Source organism: Bacillus sp. bc15, from assembly GCF_900142585.1.
In the GTDB taxonomy this organism is placed as follows: domain Bacteria; phylum Bacillota; class Bacilli; order Bacillales; family Bacillaceae_G; genus Bacillus_A; species Bacillus_A cereus.
In genome coordinates this window covers 32143-57452 of sequence record NZ_FRBJ01000009.1, presented here as the reverse complement: position 1 = coordinate 57452, position 25310 = coordinate 32143, and the positions used below count along the sequence as shown (strand labels likewise).

Here is a 25310-nt window from a genome sequence, read left to right as displayed (position 1 = left end):
ATTAGGAAGGAAGAATAACAAATGAAATTTTTTATTGATACAGCAAACATTAACGAAATTAAAGAGGCAAATGCATTAGGCGTAGTAGCTGGAGTAACGACAAACCCATCACTTGTAGCAAAAGAAGGCGTAGATTTCCATGAGCGTATTCGTGAAATTTGCAGCTTTATAGAAGGACCTGTAAGTGCAGAAGTAATTAGCTTAGAAGCTGATAAAATGATTGAAGAAGGAAAAGAATTAGCGAAGATTGCTCCAAACGTTGTTGTAAAAGTTCCAATGACAACAGAAGGTTTAAAAGCAGTAAAAGCATTCTCAGATTTAGGAATTCGTACAAACGTTACATTAGTATTCTCAGCAGTTCAAGCATTACTTGCAGCTCGCGCTGGTGCAACATATGTTTCACCATTCTTAGGTCGTTTAGATGATATCGGTCATAACGGTATGGATTTAATTCGTCAAATCGCAGAAATCTTTGCAATTCATGGCATCGAAACAGAAATCATTGCAGCATCTGTACGTCACAGCGTTCACGTAACTGACGCAGCATTAAACGGTGCACATATTGCAACAATCCCAGCAAACGTAATTGCTTCATTAGTGAAGCACCCATTAACAGATCAAGGAATTGAGAAATTCTTAGCTGATTGGGAAAAAACACAAGAGAAATAATAGAAAATCAAGAATCCTAGTTTAATTGACAGGATTCTTTTTTTATTTAAAAGAATTTTCATGCAATTTTGCATATTGTCTTTTAAATTTGTTATATAAGATATTTAATATATATCACATAACTCTTTATTTTTCATATTTCGATATAAAGTGAAACTTTAATCAGTGGGGGCTTTGTTCATCAGCACACTGATTATTAGTTGAACCAAGGGATAAACAGATAGAGGGTCTGACCAGAAAACTGGAGGGCATGATTCTATAACAGAAAGTTTAATGTTTATAGAATTATGTCTTTTTATATAGGGAGGGTAGTAAATAGAGATTTCGACAAAAACGCACCGATTTATCTGAATTTTAAGTTTTATAAAAGGAGAGAAATGGAATGAGAAGAAAAGCCCCATTTAAAGTGTTGTCATCATTAGCAATTGCAGCAATTATCGGATGCACATCTGTAATGAGTGCGCCGTTAGCATATGCAGAAACGCCAGCAAAAGAGAAAGAGAATGTGTCTACAACGCCAATTGATTACAATTTAATTCAAGAAGATCGTTTAGCGGAAGCTTTGAAAGAAAGAGGAACAATTAATCCAGCATCTTCTAAAGAAGAGACGAAAAAGGCTGTCGAGCAATATATTGAAAAGAAACAAGGAGATCAGGCGAACAAAGAAATTCTTCCAGATGCTCACTCACAAGAAACGTCTGATTTCACAAAAAAAGTAAAAGAGAAAAAGATGGAAGAAAAGGAAAATGTAAAAAAGACTGAAAAAAATATTAATCTTGAGCAAAAGCCAGAACCAAATAAAAAGCAATTAAATGGGCAAGTTCCAACTTCAAAAGCAAAGCAAGCTCCATATAAAGGATCTGTTCGATCGGATAAAGTATTAGTGCTACTCGTTGAATTTAGTGATTATAAACATAATAATATTGATCAAACACCAGGTTATATGTATTCGAAAGACTTTAGTAGAGAACATTATCAAAAGATGTTGTTCGGTAAGGAGCCTTATACATTATTTGATGGTTCAAAAGTAAAAACGTTTAAACAATACTATGAAGAGCAGTCTGGTGGTAGTTATACGACAGACGGATATGTAACGGAGTGGCTAACAGTTCCAGGAAAAGCATCTGATTATGGAGCTGATGGTAGCAGTGGTCACGATAATAAAGGTCCGAAAGGTGCACGTGATTTAGTGAAAGAAGCTTTGCATGCAGCTGCTGAGAAAGGACTAGATTTATCTCAGTTTGATCAGTTTGATAGATATGATACAAACGGGGATGGGAATCAAAATGAACCTGACGGTGTAATTGATCATTTAATGGTAATCCATGCTGGTGTTGGTCAAGAAGCAGGTGGTGGTAAATTAGGTGATGATGCGATCTGGTCACATCGTTCAAAATTAGCAGTAGATCCAGTAGCGATTGAAGGTACAAAATCAAAAGTAGATTACTTTGGTGGAAAAGTAGCAGCACATGATTACACAATTGAACCAGAAGATGGAGCTGTAGGTGTGTTTGCGCATGAATTTGGACATGATCTTGGATTACCAGATGAATATGACACGAAATATACTGGAAATGGTTCACCTGTCGAAGCTTGGTCGTTAATGAGTGGAGGTAGTTGGACAGGAAAAATCGCAGGAACGGAGCCGACAAGTTTTTCACCACAAAATAAAGACTTCTTACAAAAGAATATGGGTGGCAACTGGGCAAAAATATTAGAAGTAGATTACGATAAAATTAAGAGTGGTGTGGGAGTTCCTACCTATATTGATCAAAGTGTTACGAAATCAAATCGTCCAGGCGTTGTACGTGTTAACTTACCAGGTAAAAGTGTTGAAACGATTAAACCGGAGTTTGGAAAGCATGCATATTATAGTACAAGAGGCGATGATATGCATACAACGTTAGAGACACCTTTCTTTGATTTAACAAAAGGAACAAATGCAAAATTCGATTATAAAGCAAATTATGAGTTAGAAGCAGAGTGCGATTTCGTCGAAGTACATGCAGTAACAGAAGATGGAACGAAGACGTTAATTGATAGACTTGGAGAAAAAGTAGTCCAAGGAGATAAAGATACAACAGATGGGAAATGGATTGATAAATCATATGATTTAAGTCAATTTAAAGGCAAAAAAGTGAAACTACAATTAGACTATATTACAGATCCGGCTGTAACATATAAAGGTTTTGCGATGGACAATGTAAATGTAACTGTTGATGGACAAGTTGTATTTTCTGATGATGCAGAAGGACAGTCTAAAATGAATTTAAATGGTTTTGTTGTTTCTGATGGGACAGAGAAGAAAGCTCATTATTACTACTTAGAGTGGAGAAACTATGCGGGATCAGATAATGGTTTAAAAGCAGGAAAAGGTCCAGTGTATAATACAGGTCTTGTCGTTTGGTATGCAGATGATAGTTTCAAAGATAACTGGGTTGGGGTGCATCCAGGTGAAGGATTCCTTGGTGTTGTAGATTCTCATCCAGAAGCGCTAGTTGGTAATTTAAACGGAAAACCAGCATATGGTAATACGGGCATGCAAATTGCAGATGCTGCATTTTCATTTGATAAAACACCAGCATGGAGTGTAAATTCATTAACACGTGGTCAGTTTAACTATTCTGGATTACAAGGTGTTACAACTTTTGATGATTCAAAAGTATATAGTAACAAGCAAATTGCAGATGCAGGAAGAAAAGTTCCAAACCTTGGACTTAAATTCCAAGTTGTTGGACAGGCAGAAGATAAATCGGCAGGCGCTGTTTGGATTAAACGTTAATAACATAAAAGCACATTCTTCATATGAAGAGTGTGCTTTTTAATTTGTACAGTAAGTTATTATTTTAGTTTATGTAATACAAGTGTTTATTCATGTGTAGTGTATCAAATTATGTGGGGAAAGGAAATATTTCCGAGGAAATTGTCGAAGTATCGTCGGTATTTATAAACTTTCTTTTTAAAAGAAGCGATGTATTATTGCCTTTACGGCTCAATTTATTTACATTGTTATTTGGTTATACACAAAAGTAATATATTGGGCAAAAAAGAGTTCTATTCAATAGGGCTCTTTTTATAGATAGAAAGGAGTAAGCGATAAATGAAAGAAGTTATTGAATGTCCACAGTGTGAAGGGGATATTACTGTACAGCATATTATTGATCTCCCGCATCCTTTTTCATTAAGGTGTCCACATTGTAAGGTGAAGTTGAAAGAAATCAGGATAACACCATGTTTAATATTAGCGATGATTTGTATAATTCCATTGTTTATTATTATTGGAGAGAGTATTAAGGAATTACTAGTAAAATATTTTTCTATTGTAGACAATGTACCAACTGTACTTATTTTCTTTTTATTTTGTTATCCATTGTATTATTTCTATGAAAAATATAATGCTATATTGTTTATTAAATATGGTTTGCTGAAAGTTAAAAGTTAAATTGAATAGGAGATTATCATTATGCTTTGGAAAATATATTTAGTTATTGTAGCAATGTTAGCTATTATTTCGTTAGTAAGGGGTATGTTTCAAACACCAATTCAAAAGTTTGACTTTGTAGTATCTATTATTACGTGGATAGGGCTTTTTGGTTTTGTATTTGATATACAAATATTAACCTCAATTGTTTGGAAATGTATCTTCTTGTTTAGTGTCATTTGGACTTTAACTGCAGTTTTTGTTTTTCGTTTATATGAAGAGCGAGATGAGCCATTACCTTTTATATTTAAATTAATTGGCATTATTCCAACGCTTCCATTATATTACGGATTATATCAATATGCATTTTAAAAAAGACAACGATGGATTATCCCATCATTGTCTTTTTTACTTTGCTTCTTACATAAATCATCCCAGCAAATGTTAATAAAAATGCTGTCCCGATAATGAAGCTGATGCTAGGTGATGCTCCGATTGCGCCGACTGTAAAGGAGCCAGCAACAACTCCTAATGAGAAGAAGGCATAAAATAATCCGAATGCCTTTCCACGATTATCGTCTGTAGTATTTTCAACGAGTAAAGCGTTAATAGACGGAAAGAGGATTGCGAATCCAATTCCATAAATCATCATTACGATAAAGAGCATACCTTTTGTAGCAAATAATCCGAGTAAAGATAATGCGAATGCCATAACTGCAATTCCGATTAGCATTAGTTTCGAACGATTAAATCGATCGTAAATACGATTTGTTGGAAGCAAGAAGAAGAGGATAGCAGTTATACCGAATACACTTAACATCATGCCTGTTGTGGATGCTTTAAGCGCTAATGCCTCAACTTTTACTGGTAACATATAAGTGACAATTCCTTGTGAAAACATTAATGTGAAAGCACCAATATATGCTTGTAATAACGGTTCTGATTTTAAAAGTTCAACCATATCTTCTTTGTTCATCATTTGCGTTCTTGATGTATCTTTTCTTGATACGTTATTTGGTAAGAAGAATAGAGATACGATTGTACCAAGAGCCATTAAAATAGAAATAGTAATGAAGACCCACTCTACGCCAGCTGTTGCTTTCATAATACCGCTGAAAGCAGGTCCTACGATTGCGGCTGTTCCAACAGCAGCACCAGATAGAGCCATTGCTTTTCCTTGTCTTTTTGCATTTGTTTGTTTTGATAAAAATGTAAAGGCAGCAGGAATTAAAAAGCCATCACTAAATCCATGCATAAAGCGCACAACTAATAGTTGTTCACCACTTTGAACAACGGTGTATAACAAGACTATGAAACTCGTAATTCCCATGCTTATATAAAGGATTTTTTTTGCACCAAATTTATCGACAGCGGCTCCAGCAATAATATTACCGATCATATTAGCGAATGAGTACATACCGACAACTAGACCGATAATAAGAGGAGTTCCTCCAAGGCTTTGAGCGAAAGTACTCATAATAGGTAATTGTGAAAATGTATCTAAAAATGCCACGATAACGATAAAGTAAATAAAATATTTCAAGCGATATTCACCTCTCCTATGCTATTATGGCACAATGCTAATTTCACCTGCAATGAAATTGAATTAACAGATGTGGAAAAAAGTACAAAGTGACAAAATATTGAACGTTATTTGTAAAAAATTAGTGGGAACGTGATTGTTTTTTTGAAATATATGGATAGAAGTATTATAATAGAGTTGTAAACTTCACCAGGTTAAGTATATACATAGAGAGGGATGTATAAAATGAAAGCACTACTTTGGCATAATCAACGTGATGTACGAGTAGAAGAAGTACCAGAACCAACAGTAAAACCAGGAACAGTGAAAATCAAAGTTAAATGGTGTGGTATTTGTGGGACAGACTTGCATGAATATTTAGCAGGGCCTATTTTTATTCCAACAGAAGAACATCCATTAACACATGTGAAAGCACCTGTTATTTTAGGTCATGAGTTTAGTGGTGAGGTAATAGAGATTGGTGAAGGAGTTACATCTCATAAAGTGGGAGACCGCGTTGTTGTAGAGCCAATTTATTCTTGTGGTAAATGTGAAGCTTGTAAACATGGACATTACAATGTTTGTGAACAACTTGTTTTCCACGGTCTTGGCGGAGAAGGCGGCGGTTTCTCTGAATATACAGTAGTACCAGAAGATATGGTTCATCACATTCCAGATGAAATGACGTATGAACAAGGTGCGCTTGTAGAACCAGCAGCAGTAGCAGTTCATGCAGTACGTCAAAGTAAATTAAAAGAAGGGGAAGCTGTAGCGGTATTTGGTTGCGGTCCAATTGGACTTCTTGTTATCCAAGCAGCTAAAGCAGCAGGAGCAACTCCTGTTATTGCAGTTGAACTTTCTAAAGAACGTCAAGAGTTAGCGAAATTAGCAGGTGCGGATTATGTATTAAACCCAGCAACTCAAGATGTGTTAGCTGAAATTCGTAACTTAACAAATGGTTTAGGTGTAAATGTTAGCTTTGAAGTAACAGGTGTTGAAGTTGTACTACGCCAAGCGATTGAAAGTACAAGCTTCGAAGGACAAACTGTAATTGTTAGTGTATGGGAAAAAGACGCAACAATTACTCCAAATAACTTAGTATTAAAAGAAAAAGAAGTTATTGGTATTTTAGGATACCGTCACATCTTCCCAGCTGTTATTAAATTGATTAGCTCTGGACAAATTCAAGCAGAGAAATTAATTACGAAAAAAATTACAGTGGATCAAGTTGTTGAAGAAGGATTTGAAGCACTTGTAAAAGATAAAACCCAAGTGAAAATTCTTGTTTCACCTAAATAAGATAGAATCGAAAAAAGTAGCCCTTTTCTAGAAATAGAAGAGGGCTACTTTTTTTCTGTACAGAAAGGTGATAGACTTTCCTGTAACTAAAGGTATTTTGTTTGGAAGGGGAAGTCTAATGCTTTCATTTATATTGACATTGAAACGGATGCTAAAAGCTTGTTTGCGAGCATGGAAAGATAAAGAATTTCAAGTGTTATTCGTATTAACAATTTTGACATTAATATCTGGTACAATCTTTTATAGTACAGTGGAGGGGTTACGTCCTTTGGATGCTTTATATTTTAGCGTTGTGACGCTGACTACTGTCGGTGATGGGCAATTTAGTCCCCAAACTGACTTCGGAAAGATATTTACGATATTATACATATTTATAGGGATCGGATTAGTGTTTGGATTTATACATAAGTTGGCAGTTAATGTACAATTGCCAAGTATATTATCGAATAGAAAAAAAGAGTAAAGCATGTGGGTGCTTTACTCTTTTTTTACATTAGTTTAGACAAAACTTAATAATAGTTTATTAAAATGAAAGTGTATTCATTCATTATATTCACTATGTATAAAGTTATAATGATATGAACATTTGCATATTTTAATTTAGTGATAGAAATTTCGTGAAAGGTGGGATATTCTAGTCATAGGTTAACCGGACGACATCATAGGATCCTAACAAAATGTTTACAATAATTCAATTATAAAATGGAGGATTTTATATGAAAAAGAAAGTACTTGCTTTAGCGGCAGCTATTACATTAGTTGCTCCATTACAAAGTGTTGCATTTGCTCATGAAAATGATGGGGGACAGAGATTTGGAGTTATTCCGCGCTGGTCTGCTGAAGATAAACATAAAGAAGGCGTGAATTCTCATTTATGGATTGTAAACCGTGCAATTGATATTATGTCTCGTAATACAACACTTGTAAAACAAGATCGAGTTGCACTATTAAATGAATGGCGTACTGAGTTAGAGAACGGTATTTATGCTGCTGACTATGAAAATCCTTATTATGATAATAGCACATTTGCTTCACATTTCTATGACCCTGACAATGGGAAAACTTATATTCCGTATGCAAAGCAGGCAAAGGAAACTGGAGCTAAATATTTTAAATTAGCTGGTGAGTCTTACAAAAATAAAGATATGAAACAAGCATTCTTCTATTTAGGATTATCTCTTCATTATTTAGGGGATGTAAACCAACCAATGCATGCGGCAAACTTTACGAACCTTTCGTATCCACAAGGATTCCATTCTAAATATGAAAACTTTGTAGATACGATAAAAGATAATTATAAAGTAACGGATGGAAATGGGTATTGGAACTGGAAAGGTACGAATCCAGAAGATTGGATTCATGGAGCGGCAGTAGTTGCGAAACAAGATTACGCTGGCATTGTAAATGATAATACGAAAGATTGGTTCGTAAGAGCAGCTGTATCACAAGAATATGCAGATAAATGGCGCGCTGAAGTTACACCAATGACAGGTAAGCGTTTAATGGATGCACAACGTGTTACTGCTGGATACATTCAGCTTTGGTTTGATACGTACGGAAATCGTTAAGTATTTGAAAAAGGTCAAATCTCAGAATAGAGTATTTGGCCTTTTTATTACTATACAATACATGGAGGTATGAAACGTGAAAGGTAAATTGCTAAAAGGTGTACTTAGCTTAGGGGTTGGTTTAGGAGCTTTATATAGCGGAACTTCAGCTCAAGCAGAAGCATCTACAAATCAAAATGATACATTAAAAGTGATGACGCATAATGTATATATGCTATCAACAAACTTATATCCGAACTGGGGACAAACTGAGCGTGCTGATTTAATCGGGGCGGCAGATTATATAAAGAATCAAGATGTTGTTATATTAAATGAAGTGTTTGATAATAGTGCTTCAGATCGTTTATTAGGCAATTTGAAGAAAGAATATCCAAATCAAACAGCAGTATTAGGTCGTAGTAGTGGAAGCGAATGGGATAAAACGTTAGGAAACTATTCATCTTCAACTCCTGAAGATGGTGGCGTTGCGATTGTGAGCAAATGGCCAATCGCTGAAAAGATTCAATATGTATTTGCAAAAGGATGCGGGCCAGATAATTTATCGAATAAAGGATTTGTATACACGAAAATTAAGAAAAATGATCGTTTCGTTCACGTGATTGGGACGCATTTGCAGGCTGAAGATAGTATGTGCGGAAAAACTTCACCAGCATCTGTACGTACGAACCAATTAAAAGAAATTCAAGATTTTATTAAAAATAAAAATATACCAAATAATGAGTATGTGTTAATTGGTGGTGATATGAACGTAAATAAGATAAATGCAGAGAACAATAATGATTCAGAGTATGCATCTATGTTTAAAACATTGAACGCTTCTGTACCATCTTATACTGGACATACAGCGACTTGGGATGCAACGACAAACAGTATTGCAAAATATAATTTCCCTGATAGTCCTGCCGAATATTTAGATTATATTATTGCAAGCAAAGACCATGCGAACCCATCGTATATAGAGAATAAGGTGTTACAGCCGAAATCTCCACAATGGACTGTTACATCGTGGTTCCAAAAATATACGTATAATGATTACTCTGATCATTATCCAGTAGAGGCGACTATTTCTATGAAGTAGTTTCAAAAAGTTTCTTCGTAAAGAAGAAACTTTTTTTATTTGCAAACAGGAAAATCATACTTTCTTTCCAATATGTATAAGACATATTGAAAAGAGGAGAGAAAAATGTGGATCGAGGAATTTTTAAAGAAGTTCCATTACCGTGTGCATTTTTGGATGAAGTGGCTTTAGATAGAAATATTCAATCGATTATAGAGTTAAGTGGAAATAAGAAGATTCGTATAGCGAGTAAATCGTTACGTTCTGTTCCGATTATGCAAAAGATTTTAGCTGCAAATGATCGATTTCAAGGTATTATGTGCTTTTCACCTAGAGAGGTTTTATTTTTAATAGAACAAGGATTTAATGATTTATTGCTCGGATATCCTGCTTATGATGAAAGAGCTTTGTGTGAAATTAGTTTGCTAACAAAGAAAGGTTTCATTATAACTTGTATGGTGGATTGTGAAGAGCATATTGTGTATTTAGAAAAAATTGCTGAGAAATCTAGAGGATGTTTTCGTGTTTGTTTGGATATTGATATGAGTAGTCGTTTCTTTCAATTTCATTTTGGTGTACAAAGATCCCCAGTAAAAAATGTGCAGGATGCGTTGAAAGTAGTAGAAAAGGTGAGAAGGTCATCATATTTAATGTTAGATGGTGTGATGGGTTATGAAGCTCAAATTGCTGGGGTGGGAGACCATATACCGAATCAATGGCTGAAGAGTAAAGTGATTTCGTATTTAAAGCAGAAATCAGTGCTAGAAGTGAAAGAAAGAAGAGAATATATTGTAAAAGCAATACAAAAACTTGGTATTGAGCTAAGGTTTGTAAATGGAGGCGGAACAGGAAGCATAAAAACAACTGAGAAAGATAATTCAGTTTCAGAGATTACAATAGGTTCTGCTTTTTATTCTCCGAAGCTGTTTGATTATTATAAAGAGGTGAAATTTCATCCAGCGGTCGGATTTGCTTTACCAGTTGTGCGTAAACCAGTCCCGTTTATTTACACTTGCCTAGGTGGTGGATATATTGCTTCAGGAGCAGTTGGAAAAGATAAAGAGCCTGAAGTTTGGAGACCGAAGGGTGCAAAACTATTAGCTTTAGAAGGTGCTGGCGAGGTACAAACGCCAATTTTTTATAGCGGCGAGGAACGAGTGGATATAGGAGAGTCCATTTTGTTTCGTCATAGTAAGGCTGGTGAATTATGTGAGCGCTTTCCTTTTTTGTATCGTGTTAAAAAAGGAGAGATTGTTGGGGAGTATTCAACATATCGGGGGGATGGCCAATGCTTTCTATAAAGGGACAAAAGTGGAGGAATTGGACAGGGAATGTAGAAGGAACGCCGCATTATACGATGTATCCAGAAAGTATACAAGATGTAGTAGAAGTAGTGGGGCTTGCACGAAAAAAGGGGCGGAAAATTCGTGTTGTTGGTTCAGGACACTCGTTTACACCCCTTGTGCAAACCGAAGAAGTTTTAGTTTCTTTAGATGAATTGAAGGGCATTGTGAATATTGATGAAGAGAAGATGGTCGCTGAAGTGTGGGCAGGAACAAAGTTATATGATTTAGGGAAGTTACTTGAGGAAAAAGGTTATGCGCAAGAAAATTTAGGGGATATTGATTCACAATCTATTGCAGGAGCGATTAGTACGGGGACTCATGGAACGGGTATTACCTTTGGGAGTTTATCAACACAAGTTATAGAGATTACGGCCGTTTTATCTAATGGTGAGAGTATAGTTTGTTCGGAAGCTGAGAACGTAGAATATTGGAGAGCGTTTCAGTTGTCACTTGGAATGTTAGGTATCATTGTAAAGATAAAATTGAAGGTTATTCCAGCGTATTCACTCGTTTATGAAAGTGAAAAACAGTCATTATCTACTGTAATGAACAAACTAGAAGAGTATAAGAAGCATCGTCACTTTGAATTTTTCGTTTTTCCTTATTCTGATGAAGTACAAGTAAAACTTACGAACGAAACAACGAATACAGGCAGTGATTTGAAATGGCATAAACTAAAGGTGGAGTTACTTGAAAATAGGATGTTCTCTTTGCTATCTAAAGGGTGTAAATGGTTTCCTTCTATAAGTAAAGGAGTGAGTCGATTATCAGCTAAGGCTGTACCAAACACAAAAATAATTGGCCCGAGCTATGAAGTATTTGCTACATCACGTACGGTACCATTTTATGAAATGGAGTATAGCATTCCTTCAAAGTATATGAGGACTGTGGTAGAAGAAATCTCAAATCTTATTGAAAAGAAAAAGTATAAGGTGCACTTCCCGATCGAATGCCGCTATGTGAAGGGTGATGATATATGGCTTAGTCCAGCCTATGGAAGAGATTCAGCGTATATCGCTGTTCATATGTATAAAGGTATGAAATATGCTGCTTACTTTGGCGAAGTGGAAAAAATTTTTCTGAAGTATGAAGGGCGTCCGCATTGGGGGAAAATGCATACATTATCGTATGAGCAATTACAAGATATATATCCAGAGTTTCATTCGTTTTTACAGGCGAGGAAGTCTCTAGATGAACTTGGAATGTTTTTTAATCCTTATGCAGAAAAGTTATTTATCCCGCTATTTGCCGGGCAGTAAGACCCCCACTGATTAAAGTTTCAAATTATGTATATGAAAAAGCTGACAAATAATTATTTGTCAGCTTTTTTTAGCGTAATTGCATTTCTTGTATGACTAATATGTTCATAAAATAGTAGTTTATCACGGCTAAATACATGCAGTAAAACATGAATAATAAATAGGCCGTTAATGATAAATAGGAATAACAATGTAACGAGTAATACTAAAGGCTCTGTATGATTTAACATAGAGCTACTAGAAAGAATATAATTGATTCCGCCTAACGCAAAATAAAATATACCGTAGCGAATAAATAGTTCTTTTAATGTAATACGATCTGATTTTCCTTTCAGATGAATGCGGAGCAATGCTTTCCCAATTGTTTTTCCATTTGTAAAGTATGGAATAAGAATAAAATAAATAAGGATTGAACACGTAATGAAAATGAGTTCATACATATTCGTGTAAGATTGCATATTAGAAACGAAGAAAGAATTTCCTTTGTTTTTAACGACAGGTACGACGATAGATAAGAAAATCCAATCAATTTGCATCGCGATAAGGCGACGAATGAATCCGACTGGTTTCGTTTCCAAATCAATATGACTATCTAACTCATTTGTCTTCGGAAGGAAGTACGTAAATATTGGGGCAATGATAAAACCAATTACGCCACCTAATGTATTTAAAAACAAATCATCGATATCAAATAATCGGTATGCACAATTGTATATACCGTATAATCCAGTCACTTGTGTTAGCTCGAAAAATAGTGAAAGGAAAAAGGAAATGCAAATTGTTTGTAAGAAACTACGTCGGAAATAATAACGTAAGTAAATACCGAATGGAATAGTTAATAGAACATTAAATGCCACTTGTAAAAACGCAGACTCTTTTAATAAGTAGAAATAAGTAGCTGGTTTCGTTAAAACTGCCGATGTATGACTACTAATCTCTTGTATGAAATAAAATGGTGAGAGTTGCATGTGTTGTGTATTAGCTGGTTGTAGGCTACAAGTATCAAACGTTTGTGGTAACGGCAAAATAACAAGAAAATAGGCATTTAATAAGTAAAGTAATAATGAGTATAAAATAAATGAGCGCCATTTATTTAAATAACCGTATTTTCGATAATTAAATATTAAAAAAGGGATTAAAAGAAACATTGCTAAAAAGGGAAATAAAATAAATGCTGTTTTTACTGGAAATAAATATGCAGTCAAAGTAAAACTCCTTTCAATGAAAATTCGTTTATCATTATAGCGCCAAAAATATTTAAATACAAAGTTAAAATCTTTCGAAATAGAAATAATTACTAATTTTATAGGAATTAAGTTATAATAAATTTAATATGAGGATATTATGATTATATAAGTTGAGAGAGGGTACAAGAAATGCGATATGAACTTTTTTCTGTAAGTGGGGATCATATTACGACTTTTGAAAGTGCATGGCGTTTTCAGGAGGGAGAACAGATTTTTGTTCATAATGATCAAACAAAAAGAAACTTTATTATTATTCGTCTGACGCATGATGTATTTCAACAAAATAAACATGTTATTCGTTTGTATTGTCAAGAGAAGAAAGTGTATGCATAAGAGAAGCCCTCTTACAGTATGAAAAGTAAGAGGGGCCTTATCTCGTTATTTGTGAACAGCCCGATTGATGAGAGCTGATTAAAGTTCCACTTTATCATTTTTCCCCTCGTAAGGAATAAAAAGAGAAGGGTTAATGTACATAGCTAGCATTTGATTTGGAAGAAAGGATATAGCCTTGTATTTTGTGCTTCAAAGTTACATTTCTTTCTCTTTGAGAAAGCCATGTATGGTAATCTTGTTGTGTTTTCCATAACATACGAATCATATATTCTGCCTTATCATTTGTAGGATGAACATGTGAAAACTCTATGTTAATACAACCGTTCGTTCCGGGAGAAGGATAATATTGTTTAAGCCCATAAAGAAGCTCACTTTCATATCCGTACTTAATATGAATGAGTTTAGTAACAATAAACATATAAACACCTCTTTTACGATAATAGTAGGAAAGATAGCTTCACTATAATAGTGAACTCAAATGATATCATACTATTCAGAAAATTCAAAGTAAATGATAGATTTTAACTTAATACAGGTATAAAAAAGCGAGTCATCTAGTGTAATAGAATGACTCGCTTTCAATTTGTAAGTTTCATTTTATAAGAAAATAAGAGTAAGTACACCTACGATAATACAATAGAAAGAGAAATATTTTAAATTTCCTTTTGCCATAATGTTCATAAACCATTTTAGTGAAATATACGTCATGATAAATGTTGCGATGAATGCAACAACATATGGCACGAATAATGTGTCTAGATTTGGATCATTTGCAATGTCTGTAATGCTTAACAATAACCCACCTAAGCTAACAGGAATGTATAGTAAGAATGAAAAGCGAAGAGCTGTTTCTTGCTTCATACCAAGTAACATTGCTGCTACGATTGTGGCACCAGATCGGCTTATTCCGGGAATCAGTGCGCAAGCTTGTGCTAATCCGACGATGATTGCATCTTTCATAGAAAGGTCGCCATCATTTTTACGACCGCGTAAATTTCTAATAATCCAAAGGCCGACAGCAGTAATAAGAAGGGAAATCCCAACCATCTTCACACCTTTTAAGTACTGATCGATGTAATCTTTAAATAAAACACCAATAACACCTGCTGGAATGGTTGCAATAACAAGATAAATAATAAAGAAGAAATCTGATTTTGCGTCTTCTGCTCTTGTAAATATATAAGAGAGACCATTCTTCGTTAGACGAATTAAATCATTTCTATAAATAAGTAATACAGCTAATAATGAAGCTGAATTAACAAGTAGTTCGAAGCTAAACCCTTCTATTTTTAGTCCTAGCAAATGTTGTGCTAAAACGAGATGACCACTTGAAGAAATTGGAATTGGTTCTGTTAGTCCTTGGAACAGACCGAGAATTAAATATTTTAAAACGTAGTAAAATTGTTCCATAATAACCTCCTTGTTTATTAGTTGAAAGAAACAACTTTTCCATTATAACAAAGATATGGATGAATATTGAAAAGAAATAAATATTCGAAATAAAATAAAAATCCCTTATAGCAGTATAAGGGATTTTTATTTTTAATTAAGAATTTACTGTTCCTTGAAGACTTTTAGACAATTGAACATCGACTTTTTCAGCATCATGAATATGATTCATAATAGTAGTATTTAATTTTTGGAACATTTGTTGTGTGTTAGCGAATTCTCGTAATATGTCATCATTACAAGATTTTTGGTTTTCAATAGCCTTAATAACATTTGTAGCACCATTTTGTAACGTTTCAATCATAACTAAAATATTTTCAATTCTAGCGTTTGTATCGGCGCTCATTTCTACACCTTCATCGACTAAATGTAAATTATCTTTTGTGTTATCGTATGCTTTTTCAATTTCTTCTTGAATTTTTTTCGTTAAGTTGCCTATGTTTTTTGTACTTTCTGCTGTACTTTCTGCTAGTTTTCTTACTTCATTGGCAACGACAGCGAATCCTTTACCGTGTTCTCCAGCACGTGCGGCTTCAATACTCGCATTTAAAGCAAGTAAATTTGTTTGTGCTGCAATGTTTTGAATGACTTCTACAATTTGCTCGATTTCCTTTGAGCGTTCGCTTAGATGATTCATACTATTAGACGTGCGTTGGGATTGTTCACCTAATTTATTAATTACAATAAGTAAGCGGTGAACGGATTCTTTTCCTTCATTAGAGCAGTCAATAATTTCTGCAATAGACTGAATTAAGCTTTGTTCCTTTTGTAACATTTCATTATTTAACTCATTGGAATGTGTCGTACGTGTTGAAACATTTTCGAAACATGAACTTAATTGTTGAACTAAATTTTGGAGTGTATTGTGTTGGTTATTTACAAGTTGGTGCTCTTGGACAACGCTTTGTACACGATCGTGGATAGTAGAAATAGTCTCTTGTTTTTCAATATCTTTTTGTTTTAATTCTGCTTCTAATTCTTGTATACGCTCTTCTAATTGAGCAATTGTATGTTGGAGTGATTTCTTTTGAGTAAACATGTATTTATTTCAACCGCCTTCGAAAGTTATATTTTCTCTATATTTGGATTTTAGCATCTTTTGTATTTTTTAAATATAGGAATTGTTAAATATTTAAGAATCTATTACATTTTATTCATAATTCTCTTTTTTTTGTCACGAAAAATAAACTGTATTTAATCGTTTTGTAAACAAACTGTAAAATAAATCATGTATAACTGTATAAGAAGGGAGTCGGATTATGAACTATTTTAAGCGAATCAGTAGTCTAGTATTAGCAGGAATTATCGGTCTTTCTAGTACAGTCGCTGTAAAAGCAGAGTCAAACGACGAGAAACTTAACAACATGCAACAGCAATTGCAACAAAACGATGCAGAAATGCAAAAGAAAGAGCAAGAGAAGCAAGCTGTTAGTAAAGAAATTAAAGGTATCGAAAACGAACTACATAATTTAAATAATACAATTGCAAAAAATAAAGAGGATCAAGCTGCTATTCAACGTAAAATCGATGAAACACATAAGCAGATTGAACAAAAAAAGGAAGAAATTGTCGTTTTAGAGGATAAAGTCCTTGCTCGTAAAGATATTATGAGAAAACGTATGGTTTCTGTTCAAAACAGCTCAAATACAAGTTTAGTAGTAGAAGTTGTAGTAGAGTCAAAAAACTTTGCAGACTTCTTACAACGTATGAACGCAGTTTCTACTATTCTAGAAGCTGATAAAGAAATTTTACGTCTACAAGAACAAGATCTTCGTCAAATTGAAGAAGATAAGAAAACAATTGACGAAAAAGAAGCATCTTTAGTAGTAGATAAACAAAAATTAGCAAAAGCGCAAGCTGAACTGCAAGATAACTTGAAAAAACGTCAAGATAACTTACAAACAGTTCAAGCTAAATATAATGAGGTTGCAAGTCAACTTAATTTAGCAGCGGAAGAAAAAGCTAAAATTGAATCAAATATGAAGGCAGTACAAGAAACAATTGCTCGTGAACAAGAAGCAGCAAGAATTGCGGCGGAAGAGCGTGCAAAAGCAGAAGCGGCTGCAAAAGCAGAGCAAGAAGCTTTTGCGAAAGCACAAGCAGAAATTGCTGAAAAGCAAAAGCAAGAAAAAGCTAGTAAACCGGCTGAACCAGTTGCTAATAATAATTCGAAGGTAGAACCTGCAAAACCTGCACAACCTGAACCGTCTTCTAAGCCAACTGCTGGCGGGAAAGAACTTTATGTACATGCAACAGCTTATACAGCAGATCCAGGTGAAAATGGCTATGCACCAGGTCAACAAGTATATTCTGCATGGGGAGGCTATAATCTAACTGCAAACCCAGGAATGAAATTAATTGCGGTGGATCCATCTGTTATCCCATTAGGTTCTCGTGTATATGTTGAAGGATACGGAGAAGCAATTGCAGCAGATACTGGTGGCGCGATTAAAGGTCACAAAATTGATGTTTTAATGCCAGATAAAGCTTCGTCTAGTAAGTGGGGCAGAAAAAATGTTAAGCTTACAATTTTAAACTAAAACGTAATCCAACTTTACAATACGTAAAGTTGGATTTTTTTGTAAGAATAATGTTAAGTTGAGTTTACATTTTGTTAAGGATAGCATACGATAATGGTGAGAGGTGGTAAATTTGACCATTTTAAACAGAGTAAAAGAATTAAGAGCTCGTTTTAACTTTACACAAAGCGTATTAGCAGAAAAGGTTGGAGTAACGAGACAAACAATTGCAGCAATTGAAAAAGGGGATTACGTTCCTTCGTTGTTATTAGCACTTACGATTTGTGATGTGTTTCAGTTAAAGATGGAAGATGTGTTTGTTTTAAATAAGGAGGGGGAAGAGGATGAATAGAATTGTTTTTTCTTATATCATAAACGTGCTTTATACTGCTTTAGCATGCTGGACATTTGTTGAATTTTATAGTGTCATTACAGAGTTAGCAGATATAATTAAAAACGAGAAATTCCCATTTGAAGTATGGTTTAATGGAGTACCATTCATTTTATTATTTATTGGAGCAATTATAGTTACAATTTTTTATAGAATTCAAAAGAAAAAATATAAGAATTTATCTTTTTGGATGTATCCATTATTATTTCCACTAGAAGATGAACGTGAAAAAGCGATTACGGATAAAGCTTGCCGAACAACATTTGTATCGTTATGGTTTGTGTTACCTTGTGCAGTTGGATTTTTAACTTTTTCGCCTATTATTAATGAATATCTTCCTGGATACCCATTATATATTATATTTTCGATTTTCTTTATTCAAATGACAGTATTTCACGTATCACTATACAGAAATAAATTAGCTTAAAAAGAAACCTTCTTGCACCGGCAAGAAGGTTTCTTTTTAAGCTAATACTTGTACATATGGCGATATTATTTTATCATTTTATATAGAGTAAGATTTTGTAAGGGAAAGGAATTGTATATGAATAAGCAAAGAATTTATAGTATAGTAGCAATCCTTCTATTTGTTGTAGGTGGCGTGTTAATTGGAAAGCCATTTTATGATGGATATCAGGCTGAAAAGAAACAGACTGAAAATGTGCAGGCTGTTCAAAAGATGGATTATGAAAAGCATGAGACGGAATTTGTAGATGCTTCCAAAATTAATCAACCAGACTTGGCGGAAGTAGCGAATGCATCATTAGATAAGAAACAAGTAATCGGTCGTATTTCGATTCCAAGTGTTTCAGTAGAACTGCCTGTTTTGAAAGCTTCTACTGAAAAAAACTTATTATCAGGTGCAGCGACAGTAAAAGAGAATCAAGTTATGGGAAAAGGAAATTACGCACTAGCAGGACATAACATGTCTAAAAAAGGTGTTTTATTTAGTGATATAGCTTCTTTGAAAAGAGGCGATAAAATTTATTTGTATGACAATGAAAATGAATATGAGTATGCGGTTACTGGTGTATCTGAAGTAACTCCTGATAAGTGGGAAGTTGTAGAGGATCATGGGAAAGATGAGATAACGCTTATTACATGTGTATCTGTAAAGGATAATTCTAAGCGTTATGTTGTTGCTGGTGATTTAGTAGGAACGAAGGCGAAGAAGTAAAAAAGAAGGTGAACTCTTTAAAGAGTTCACCTTCTTTTTTACTAATGTTGAGAAATAATAGAATATTTTGGTTGGTATTTAAGTATTCTTCTATTTATGTATAATAAATTTAGGATTCTATATTTTGGGAGGAACAAGAGTGAGACAACAGGTGAAGAAACTTCTTTTAACAACGAGTATAGCGTTATTGGTAGCTCCAATTTCAGCTTATGCGCATCCAGGGCGTACAGATGCTAATGGCGGACATACGTGTCGTACAAATTGTGAGAAATGGGGATTACAGTACGGGGAATATCATTATCACAATAAACCAGCTTCTAGTAGTGGTGCAACGAGCCCAGCTCCTAGCCAGAATAATAATAGTGCTGTAGAAGCTGAGAGACAAGTAGAAGCACAGCGCAATACTGAGGCTGAAAAACAACGTAATGCAGAAGCACAGCGTAAAGCTGAAGAAGAGAGACAACGTGTAGCCGAGGAACAAAGAAAAGCTGAAGAGGCACGTAAACAAGAGGAAGCGCAGCGCCAAGCTGATATGGAAAAAGGTCAACTTGAAGGTCAAAAGAATGGAGAAACTGATTTTAAAGCAGGAAAAAATGATGCAGAAGTGCATGTAGCTGGAAAATCTGATGCATATAAACAAGCGTTTAAAGCGACTTATGCAGCCGCATGGTCTTTAGAAGAGCAGAAGAAAACGCATTTTGAAAAAGGAAAAGAACAAGGTTTAGCACAAGAGACGATGGACGATAGTCAAGTTGCTCCAGAGTTTAAGGTAAATTTTGCAGACGGGTTCAAAGTAGGGAATAAAGAAAGAGTAGAAAAAATTGAAAAAGAGCAAGCTGAATTAGGGGAAAAGACCGGGAAAGAATTAGCTGAAAAGAATCCTGGAAATAGAGAGAAAGAAGTATACGTGAAGGCATATGAAACAGCGTATGAAAAAGGCTATAAATCTACAAAAAAGGCAGTAGAAAAAGCTGGCTATAAGTATGCATTTGAAAACTATGATTTAAAAGTTCCTGCTAAGTATGAAAGAAATGAATTGTTAAAGAAATGGTTTACTGAAGGATTTAAATCGAATAAAAAAGCAGCGGAAATTCGAGAAGAAGGGTATAAAAAGGGAGACAGCTGGTTCTCATTCTTCTATAAGAGTTTCGTACCAAGTGAATATAAAGAACATAAAGAGCTGTACGAACAAGCAATCGAAAAAGGTAAAACAGCATAAAAAAAGATGAGGAGAAATTCCTCATCTTTTTTAATCCATCCATTTTACTAATTTCTTAGAAATTAATAATAAAACACAACCTAATACAATTGCCACAGCGCCAATAACTGTGAATACTTCAGCGTATCCAAGTGAAGTTGTGAAGCTTGCAAGTTGTCCGCCTAAAATGTTGGCGATACCTGAACTTGCTAGCCATACACCCATTAGTAAAGATGCTAATTTTACCGGAGCAAGCGCACTAACCATTGATAGTCCGACAGGTGATAAGAATAGCTCACCTAACGTATGGAAAAGATACGTAAAGACGATAAATAGTAAGTTTGCTTTTTCTGTAATGTTATGTTCATCACTACCTGTTTTTAATGTAGCGATAACGAGAATGATATAACCGATACCGAGCAAGATCATCCCAAGTCCCATTTTAGTTGGGATTTTTAAATCACCCTGCTTGCGAGTTGCAAGTTTTGCCCATAATGCAGAAATGACTGGAGCAAGTAAAATAATAAATAATGGATTGACCGATTGGAACCAAGATGTTGGAACTTCCCATCCGAACACAGAGCGGTCTACAAATTTGTTTGTATATAATGTTAATGAGCTACCAGCTTGTTCAAAGCCAGCCCAGAAGAAGACAACGAAGCATGTTAAAATGACGATAACTGCGGTACGTTGTTTTTCTTTTTTTGTTAACGGTGTATCTCCTACTGATGGTTGTCCAGCAGCTGTTTGTAAATCGCGAGTTGGTTTTTTACCGATATTACCAAGGAAGCGATTTGAGAGTGTTGTAAATAAAATTTGTCCAATGATCATTCCGATTGAAGCGGCTAAGAAACCGTAACGGAATCCGTAATGTACAACGCCATCAACTGTTGTTTTGAATAAATTTTCTGATAAAAATCCGCAAACGAGTGGAGCTAAAAATGACCCGACGTTAATACCCATATAGAAAATGGTAAATGCACTATCACGTTTTGGGTCGTTCTCTTCGTATAATTCTCCAACCAGTGTAGAGATGTTCGGTTTGAAGAATCCGTTACCGATAATAATAAGCGCTAATCCGAGGTATAGGCCTAATTGGTTTTGCAAGGCAAATAGTGTAAGGTTACCGATTGCCATTGTTATACCACCAATTGTGATTGCTTTTCGTCTACCTAGAAAACGGTCTGTTAAGTAACCACCAATCATTGGTGTGAAATAACAGGCTCCAGTATAAAATCCGTAAATAGAGAGTGCCCATGCGGGACTAAACCCAAGACCACCGCTTACTAAAGCTGTCGTTAAATATAATGTTAATAATCCTCGTAATCCATAGTAACTAAATCTTTCCCACATTTCTGTAAAGAAGAGTAAGTATAAACCTGGAGGATGTTTCTTTTTTCTTTGTTGTTCTTTTTCTAGTTGTATCGTTGATTCCATTTTATTTTCCTCCTGACACAAACAAAAACAAAGTTAATAATTTTGTACATTTAATATTTTACCTTATTAACTATTATAAGTCAATAAAGGTTGATTTTTCAGAAGAAATTGGAAAAGGGGGATAGCTATAGAAGGGGTGTTTCTTTTGTGATAGACTATGGACTATGTTTTCTTTGTAAGGAAGCAGGTTATTGTACTTTTTTTATATGTGGAATTGATTTCATAAGAGATGAAATTAAAGAAGGAGAAAGAAATGAAATTGTTACAGAAAAAAGAAATTTTACTTATTAGTCTTATGTTATTTTCGATGTTCTTTGGAGCAGGGAATCTTATATTCCCACCTTTTCTTGGATATGAAGCAGGAGAACATGTGTGGATTTCATTAGTAGGATTTATTATATCAGCAACAGGTCTTCCTATATTAGGTGTTATCTCTATTGCAAAAGCAGGAAGTTTTCAAACGTTAGCGGGTAGAGTTCATTCTTCATTTGCAATTATTTTTCCATGTATCGTGTATGTATTTATTGGACCTGGGCTTGGTATACCACGTGCGGGAAGTTTAGCCTTTGAAATGGGGCCAGGTCAGTTATTCCCTGAAGCAGGAAGCGGAGTATTATTGTTTTATACAGTTATTTTCTTTAGTATTGTTTATTGGTTAAGTTTATCACCATCTAAGTTAATGGGTTTGTTTGGGAAAGTTTTAACACCATTATTATTATGTATGATTGCCATTATTTTTATAAAAAGTATGTTTACATCAGTAGGTGGCGTGAAAGAGGCTGCGGGGAATTATGGACAAGCTCCTATGTTTCAAGGATTTTTAGATGGATATTTAACAATGGACGCGTTAGCTGCTTTAATTTTTGGAATTGTGATTGCAAATGCATTACGTGCAAAGGGTATTGAAGATGATAAAGGTTTAGCGAAATATATGAGTATTGCTGGAATTGGGGCAGGACTATTATTATCTATTATTTATGTCATCCTTGGATATGTGGGGGCAATTAGTGGCTCATTAGGAACATTTGATAACGGTGCGAAAGTGTTAGCACAAGTTATGATTACATTATTTGGACAGGGCGGAGTCGTTTTATTAGGTCTTATTTTTACTATCGCTTGTTTATGTGTTTCAATTGGACTTGTTACGTCTTGTAGTCAATTTTTTGCGAGTGCATTTCCGAAAGTATCTTATAAAGTGTGGGCATTTATAGTAAGCGTTGTTAGTATGATCTTAGCTAATTTAGGATTAACGCAAATTTTAAAAGTATCAGTACCAATTCTTGGATTTATTTATCCAATTGCATTAACGCTTATTATTCTAGGGTTATTCCATAAGTATATTGGGAAGTATGCATACGTATATGCAGTAACTGTTTGGTTTGTAGCAATATTTAGTGCAATTGATATTTTAAATAAAAATGTAATGATGAATCAGTGGACGTCAGTATTAAAATACATTCCATTTTATACAGAAGGTGTTGGGTGGATAGTTCCAGCTATTATAGGCGTGTGTGTTGGTGTCATCGTTAGCATTGTTCTAAATAAGAATAAATGAGTAAAAAGGTGTTTTCCTATTTTGGGAAGGCATCTTTCTTTTTTTGGAAAAAATACTATTGAAAATGAATAGACTAAGAGTATGATAAAGATAATTGGTAATATATAGGTTTAATGAGAGTTACGAATAAGGGGGTAGCGTATGAAGAAGGATTTGGATAAGAAAATAGAAGCACTCGAAACGGCAATTGAAACAATTCAAGAAGCACTTGCTGAATTAAAAGTGAAGCAAAGGGAAATAGAAGTAGAGAACGCTCAGCAACATGTTAGTAAGGAAAAGAAAGAATATATTGAAACGGTAATGGAGGAAAAGCCAAAAGAAGAAATAGTTACGATAAAAGAGCCTGTGCAAGAATATGAGGTAAAACAAGTAGATATATCTGCTTTTAAACCAGAGCCATTTAATATTATTAAGTTTTGTCAAACGTGGTTACCGCGTGTATTTGTCGGTATTATGTTGCTTGGAGTGATCTGGTTATTTAAAGCAGGGGTAGATGCTGGTTTATTAACACCAGCAATACGAATTGTGTTTGGTATCGCATTATCTATCGGTTTGTATTATATAGGAGATATTCAAATTAAAAGAGAGCGGCAGGCGTTAGGATTAGTATTGGTTGGAGGAAGTATTTCGGGGATTGTTTTAACGACGTTTGCGGCACATTATTTGTATGCATTTATTCCGGCAAGTATCGCGTTTCTCTTTAATATTGCATGGGTTATTTTAGGGATTTATTTAGCGAAAAGATATAACTCGGAATACCTTACTATCTTCGTAGCGGTAGGAGCGTTCTTCGTGCCATTCTTGTTAAATAGTACGACTCCTAATCCTTATATTTTCTTCGGATACGAGACGATATTAACACTTAGTTTATTATGGTATGGATTGAAAAATCGTTATAAATACTTATATATGATTTCTTACGCTGTTGCGGCCATTGTTCTTTTTGTCTTCTTTGCTGTTATGTCAATATTAGTAGAGAACTTGCAAATACAGTTAACGATTGTATATGGTTTGATTCATTTACTATTATTTTGGCATATGTTTACGGAGAGAAGTTTTATACCAGAACCACGTTTGGCGATATTTAGTGCGAATGCAGTTTTCTTTATACTAGCTATTGCCAAAATACCTGATTTTACAACATGGGGATTGATTATTAGTGCAATTGTGCACGCTGCTATGTTTGTGCTTGAGTATAGGAAGAATAGACATTCTATATTTACAAATCTCTTATTTGGTTTCGCGATGGGAGCATTTAGTTTAGCGATTTTATACGAGTATAGTTTAGTGAATGCAGCGATCGTACTATTATTACAAGGTTTCCTTGGAATGGTTACTTCTATTAAAGGAAAACAACAGATAAAATTGTATGTTAGTGCAACGATTTACGCGATTGGAATGATACAGACGATTTTTAGTCCGTTTGATGAATTTATTTCGGCAGGTTTTGTTGCTCATCTTATTTTAATAGGAACGTTCTATTATTGCATGAGACAAGCGAAAGAAGTGTTAGCGAGTATTGGTAAGTATGTGTACTCTATAGCGCTCTACTGGTTAATGGTCATTGTATTTATTACAATCACTAGAATTGGTGAAGTTCTTTCTACAGATGGAAGTATAATTAGCGTATCTGTATCGTTATTATGGATGATATATGCGTTATTTGCAGTTTGGTTTGGCCGTTATAGACAGATGAATGAAATATTATATGCTGGATTAATCGTATTAGTAGTAACGGTAGGGAAGTTATTCCTACTTGACTTACCAGAGGTTTCGATGATGATTAGGGCAGTGTTATTCCTAATCGTCGGTAGTATAGGTATCGTTATTTCAAGAATGTTTTTCTCGAAGGAAGAGAAGTGA

At 34.5% G+C, this 25310-nt stretch carries 24 protein-coding genes; 18 read left to right on the top strand and 6 right to left on the bottom strand.

All coding sequences use genetic code 11. The features are described from left to right. Window positions 1-21: 21 nt before the first annotated feature. The 4 genes from fsa (at window position 22) to BUA87_RS23415 (ending at window position 4462) form a co-directional block, all read left to right on the top strand. On the top strand, window positions 22-669 hold the full coding sequence (fsa, locus tag BUA87_RS23430; RefSeq protein WP_000667666.1) for a fructose-6-phosphate aldolase: 648 nt from the start codon (window positions 22-24) through the stop codon (window positions 667-669). A gap of 382 nt (window positions 670-1051) precedes the next feature. Beyond that, a complete protein-coding gene (gene inhA2 / locus BUA87_RS23425) occupies window positions 1052-3451 on the top strand; it encodes a M6 family metalloprotease immune inhibitor InhA2 (RefSeq protein WP_001252976.1) in 2400 nt (799 codons plus the stop codon). A 318-nt stretch (window positions 3452-3769) separates the two neighbouring features. Then, the gene (locus tag BUA87_RS23420) at window positions 3770-4111 is read left to right on the top strand and encodes a hypothetical protein (protein WP_072940968.1); all 342 of its coding nucleotides are present in this window, start codon (window positions 3770-3772) and stop codon (window positions 4109-4111) included. 21 nt (window positions 4112-4132) lie between these two features. Continuing rightward, window positions 4133-4462, top strand: coding sequence for a hypothetical protein (locus tag BUA87_RS23415; RefSeq protein ID WP_000964465.1), 330 nt, complete (start codon window positions 4133-4135; stop codon window positions 4460-4462). 16 nt (window positions 4463-4478) lie between these two features. Here BUA87_RS23415 and BUA87_RS23410 read toward each other — a convergent pair whose 3' ends face one another. Then, window positions 4479-5633, bottom strand: a complete 1155-nt coding sequence (locus tag BUA87_RS23410; RefSeq protein WP_000873271.1) for an MFS transporter — start codon at window positions 5631-5633, stop codon at window positions 4479-4481. Window positions 5634-5858: 225 nt separating this feature from the next. Between BUA87_RS23410 and bdhA the strand changes: the two genes are divergently transcribed. From bdhA to BUA87_RS23380, 6 genes are all read left to right on the top strand, one after another. Next, window positions 5859-6911: a (R,R)-butanediol dehydrogenase gene (gene bdhA / locus BUA87_RS23405; RefSeq protein ID WP_000645827.1), complete on the top strand. Its 1053-nt coding sequence runs from the start codon at window positions 5859-5861 to the stop codon at window positions 6909-6911. A gap of 118 nt (window positions 6912-7029) precedes the next feature. Next, window positions 7030-7374, top strand: coding sequence for a potassium channel family protein (locus BUA87_RS23400; protein ID WP_000948035.1), 345 nt, complete (start codon window positions 7030-7032; stop codon window positions 7372-7374). Window positions 7375-7627: 253 nt separating this feature from the next. Next, window positions 7628-8479 (top strand): phospholipase CerA, encoded by an 852-nt coding sequence (cerA, locus tag BUA87_RS23395; RefSeq protein ID WP_000730997.1) that lies wholly within the window; start codon window positions 7628-7630, stop codon window positions 8477-8479. Between the two features lie 76 nt (window positions 8480-8555). Beyond that, window positions 8556-9557 carry a sphingomyelinase C gene (gene sph, locus BUA87_RS23390; RefSeq protein ID WP_000676799.1) on the top strand — a complete coding sequence of 334 codons (1002 nt, stop codon included), beginning with the start codon at window positions 8556-8558 and terminating at the stop codon, window positions 9555-9557. Between the two features lie 107 nt (window positions 9558-9664). Next, the gene (locus BUA87_RS23385) at window positions 9665-10837 is read left to right on the top strand and encodes an amino acid deaminase/aldolase (protein ID WP_000373758.1); all 1173 of its coding nucleotides are present in this window, start codon (window positions 9665-9667) and stop codon (window positions 10835-10837) included. Beyond that, window positions 10825-12141, top strand: coding sequence for a D-arabinono-1,4-lactone oxidase (locus BUA87_RS23380; protein WP_065229759.1), 1317 nt, complete (start codon window positions 10825-10827; stop codon window positions 12139-12141). Before BUA87_RS23385 ends, BUA87_RS23380 begins: the two co-directional genes overlap by 13 nt. A gap of 53 nt (window positions 12142-12194) precedes the next feature. Here the strand turns inward: BUA87_RS23380 and BUA87_RS23375 are convergent, their stop codons facing one another. Then, window positions 12195-13346, bottom strand: a complete 1152-nt coding sequence (locus BUA87_RS23375) for a VanZ family protein (RefSeq protein ID WP_000128016.1) — start codon at window positions 13344-13346, stop codon at window positions 12195-12197. A gap of 171 nt (window positions 13347-13517) precedes the next feature. Between BUA87_RS23375 and BUA87_RS23370 the strand changes: the two genes are divergently transcribed. Beyond that, window positions 13518-13721, top strand: a complete 204-nt coding sequence (locus BUA87_RS23370; RefSeq protein ID WP_065229760.1) for a hypothetical protein — start codon at window positions 13518-13520, stop codon at window positions 13719-13721. Between the two features lie 130 nt (window positions 13722-13851). Here the strand turns inward: BUA87_RS23370 and BUA87_RS23365 are convergent, their stop codons facing one another. From BUA87_RS23365 to BUA87_RS23355, 3 genes are all read right to left on the bottom strand, one after another. Continuing rightward, window positions 13852-14139 carry an antibiotic biosynthesis monooxygenase gene (locus BUA87_RS23365; protein WP_000471253.1) on the bottom strand — a complete coding sequence of 96 codons (288 nt, stop codon included), beginning with the start codon at window positions 14137-14139 and terminating at the stop codon, window positions 13852-13854. Between the two features lie 179 nt (window positions 14140-14318). Then, window positions 14319-15131: an undecaprenyl-diphosphate phosphatase gene (locus BUA87_RS23360; RefSeq protein WP_000434794.1), complete on the bottom strand. Its 813-nt coding sequence runs from the start codon at window positions 15129-15131 to the stop codon at window positions 14319-14321. A gap of 136 nt (window positions 15132-15267) precedes the next feature. Continuing rightward, window positions 15268-16209, bottom strand: a complete 942-nt coding sequence (locus BUA87_RS23355) for a methyl-accepting chemotaxis protein (protein ID WP_072940963.1) — start codon at window positions 16207-16209, stop codon at window positions 15268-15270. 220 nt (window positions 16210-16429) lie between these two features. Between BUA87_RS23355 and BUA87_RS23350 the strand changes: the two genes are divergently transcribed. From BUA87_RS23350 to BUA87_RS23330, 5 genes are all read left to right on the top strand, one after another. Continuing rightward, window positions 16430-17710 (top strand): 3D domain-containing protein, encoded by a 1281-nt coding sequence (locus tag BUA87_RS23350; RefSeq protein WP_072940959.1) that lies wholly within the window; start codon window positions 16430-16432, stop codon window positions 17708-17710. A gap of 112 nt (window positions 17711-17822) precedes the next feature. Beyond that, window positions 17823-18041, top strand: coding sequence for a helix-turn-helix transcriptional regulator (locus tag BUA87_RS23345; RefSeq protein ID WP_000154019.1), 219 nt, complete (start codon window positions 17823-17825; stop codon window positions 18039-18041). After that, complete coding sequence (locus BUA87_RS23340; protein ID WP_001080041.1) at window positions 18034-18507, top strand: DUF2178 domain-containing protein; 474 nt, start codon at window positions 18034-18036, stop codon at window positions 18505-18507. Before BUA87_RS23345 ends, BUA87_RS23340 begins: the two co-directional genes overlap by 8 nt. Before the next feature lie 117 nt (window positions 18508-18624). Further along, window positions 18625-19257, top strand: coding sequence for a class A sortase (locus tag BUA87_RS23335; RefSeq protein ID WP_001041728.1), 633 nt, complete (start codon window positions 18625-18627; stop codon window positions 19255-19257). 139 nt (window positions 19258-19396) lie between these two features. Then, a complete protein-coding gene (locus BUA87_RS23330; protein WP_071714268.1) occupies window positions 19397-20476 on the top strand; it encodes a YHYH domain-containing protein in 1080 nt (359 codons plus the stop codon). 30 nt (window positions 20477-20506) lie between these two features. On the opposite strand, the gene BUA87_RS23325 is transcribed toward BUA87_RS23330, so the two are convergent. Then, window positions 20507-21892: a peptide MFS transporter gene (locus BUA87_RS23325; RefSeq protein ID WP_064532071.1), complete on the bottom strand. Its 1386-nt coding sequence runs from the start codon at window positions 21890-21892 to the stop codon at window positions 20507-20509. 253 nt (window positions 21893-22145) lie between these two features. Here BUA87_RS23325 and brnQ point away from each other — a divergent pair, with 253 nt between their 5' ends. Together brnQ and BUA87_RS23315 are read left to right on the top strand one after the other, a co-directional pair. Next, the gene (gene brnQ, locus BUA87_RS23320; RefSeq protein ID WP_023521188.1) at window positions 22146-23447 is read left to right on the top strand and encodes a branched-chain amino acid transport system II carrier protein BrnQ1; all 1302 of its coding nucleotides are present in this window, start codon (window positions 22146-22148) and stop codon (window positions 23445-23447) included. A 141-nt stretch (window positions 23448-23588) separates the two neighbouring features. Beyond that, complete coding sequence (locus BUA87_RS23315) at window positions 23589-25310, top strand: DUF2339 domain-containing protein (protein WP_072940956.1); 1722 nt, start codon at window positions 23589-23591, stop codon at window positions 25308-25310.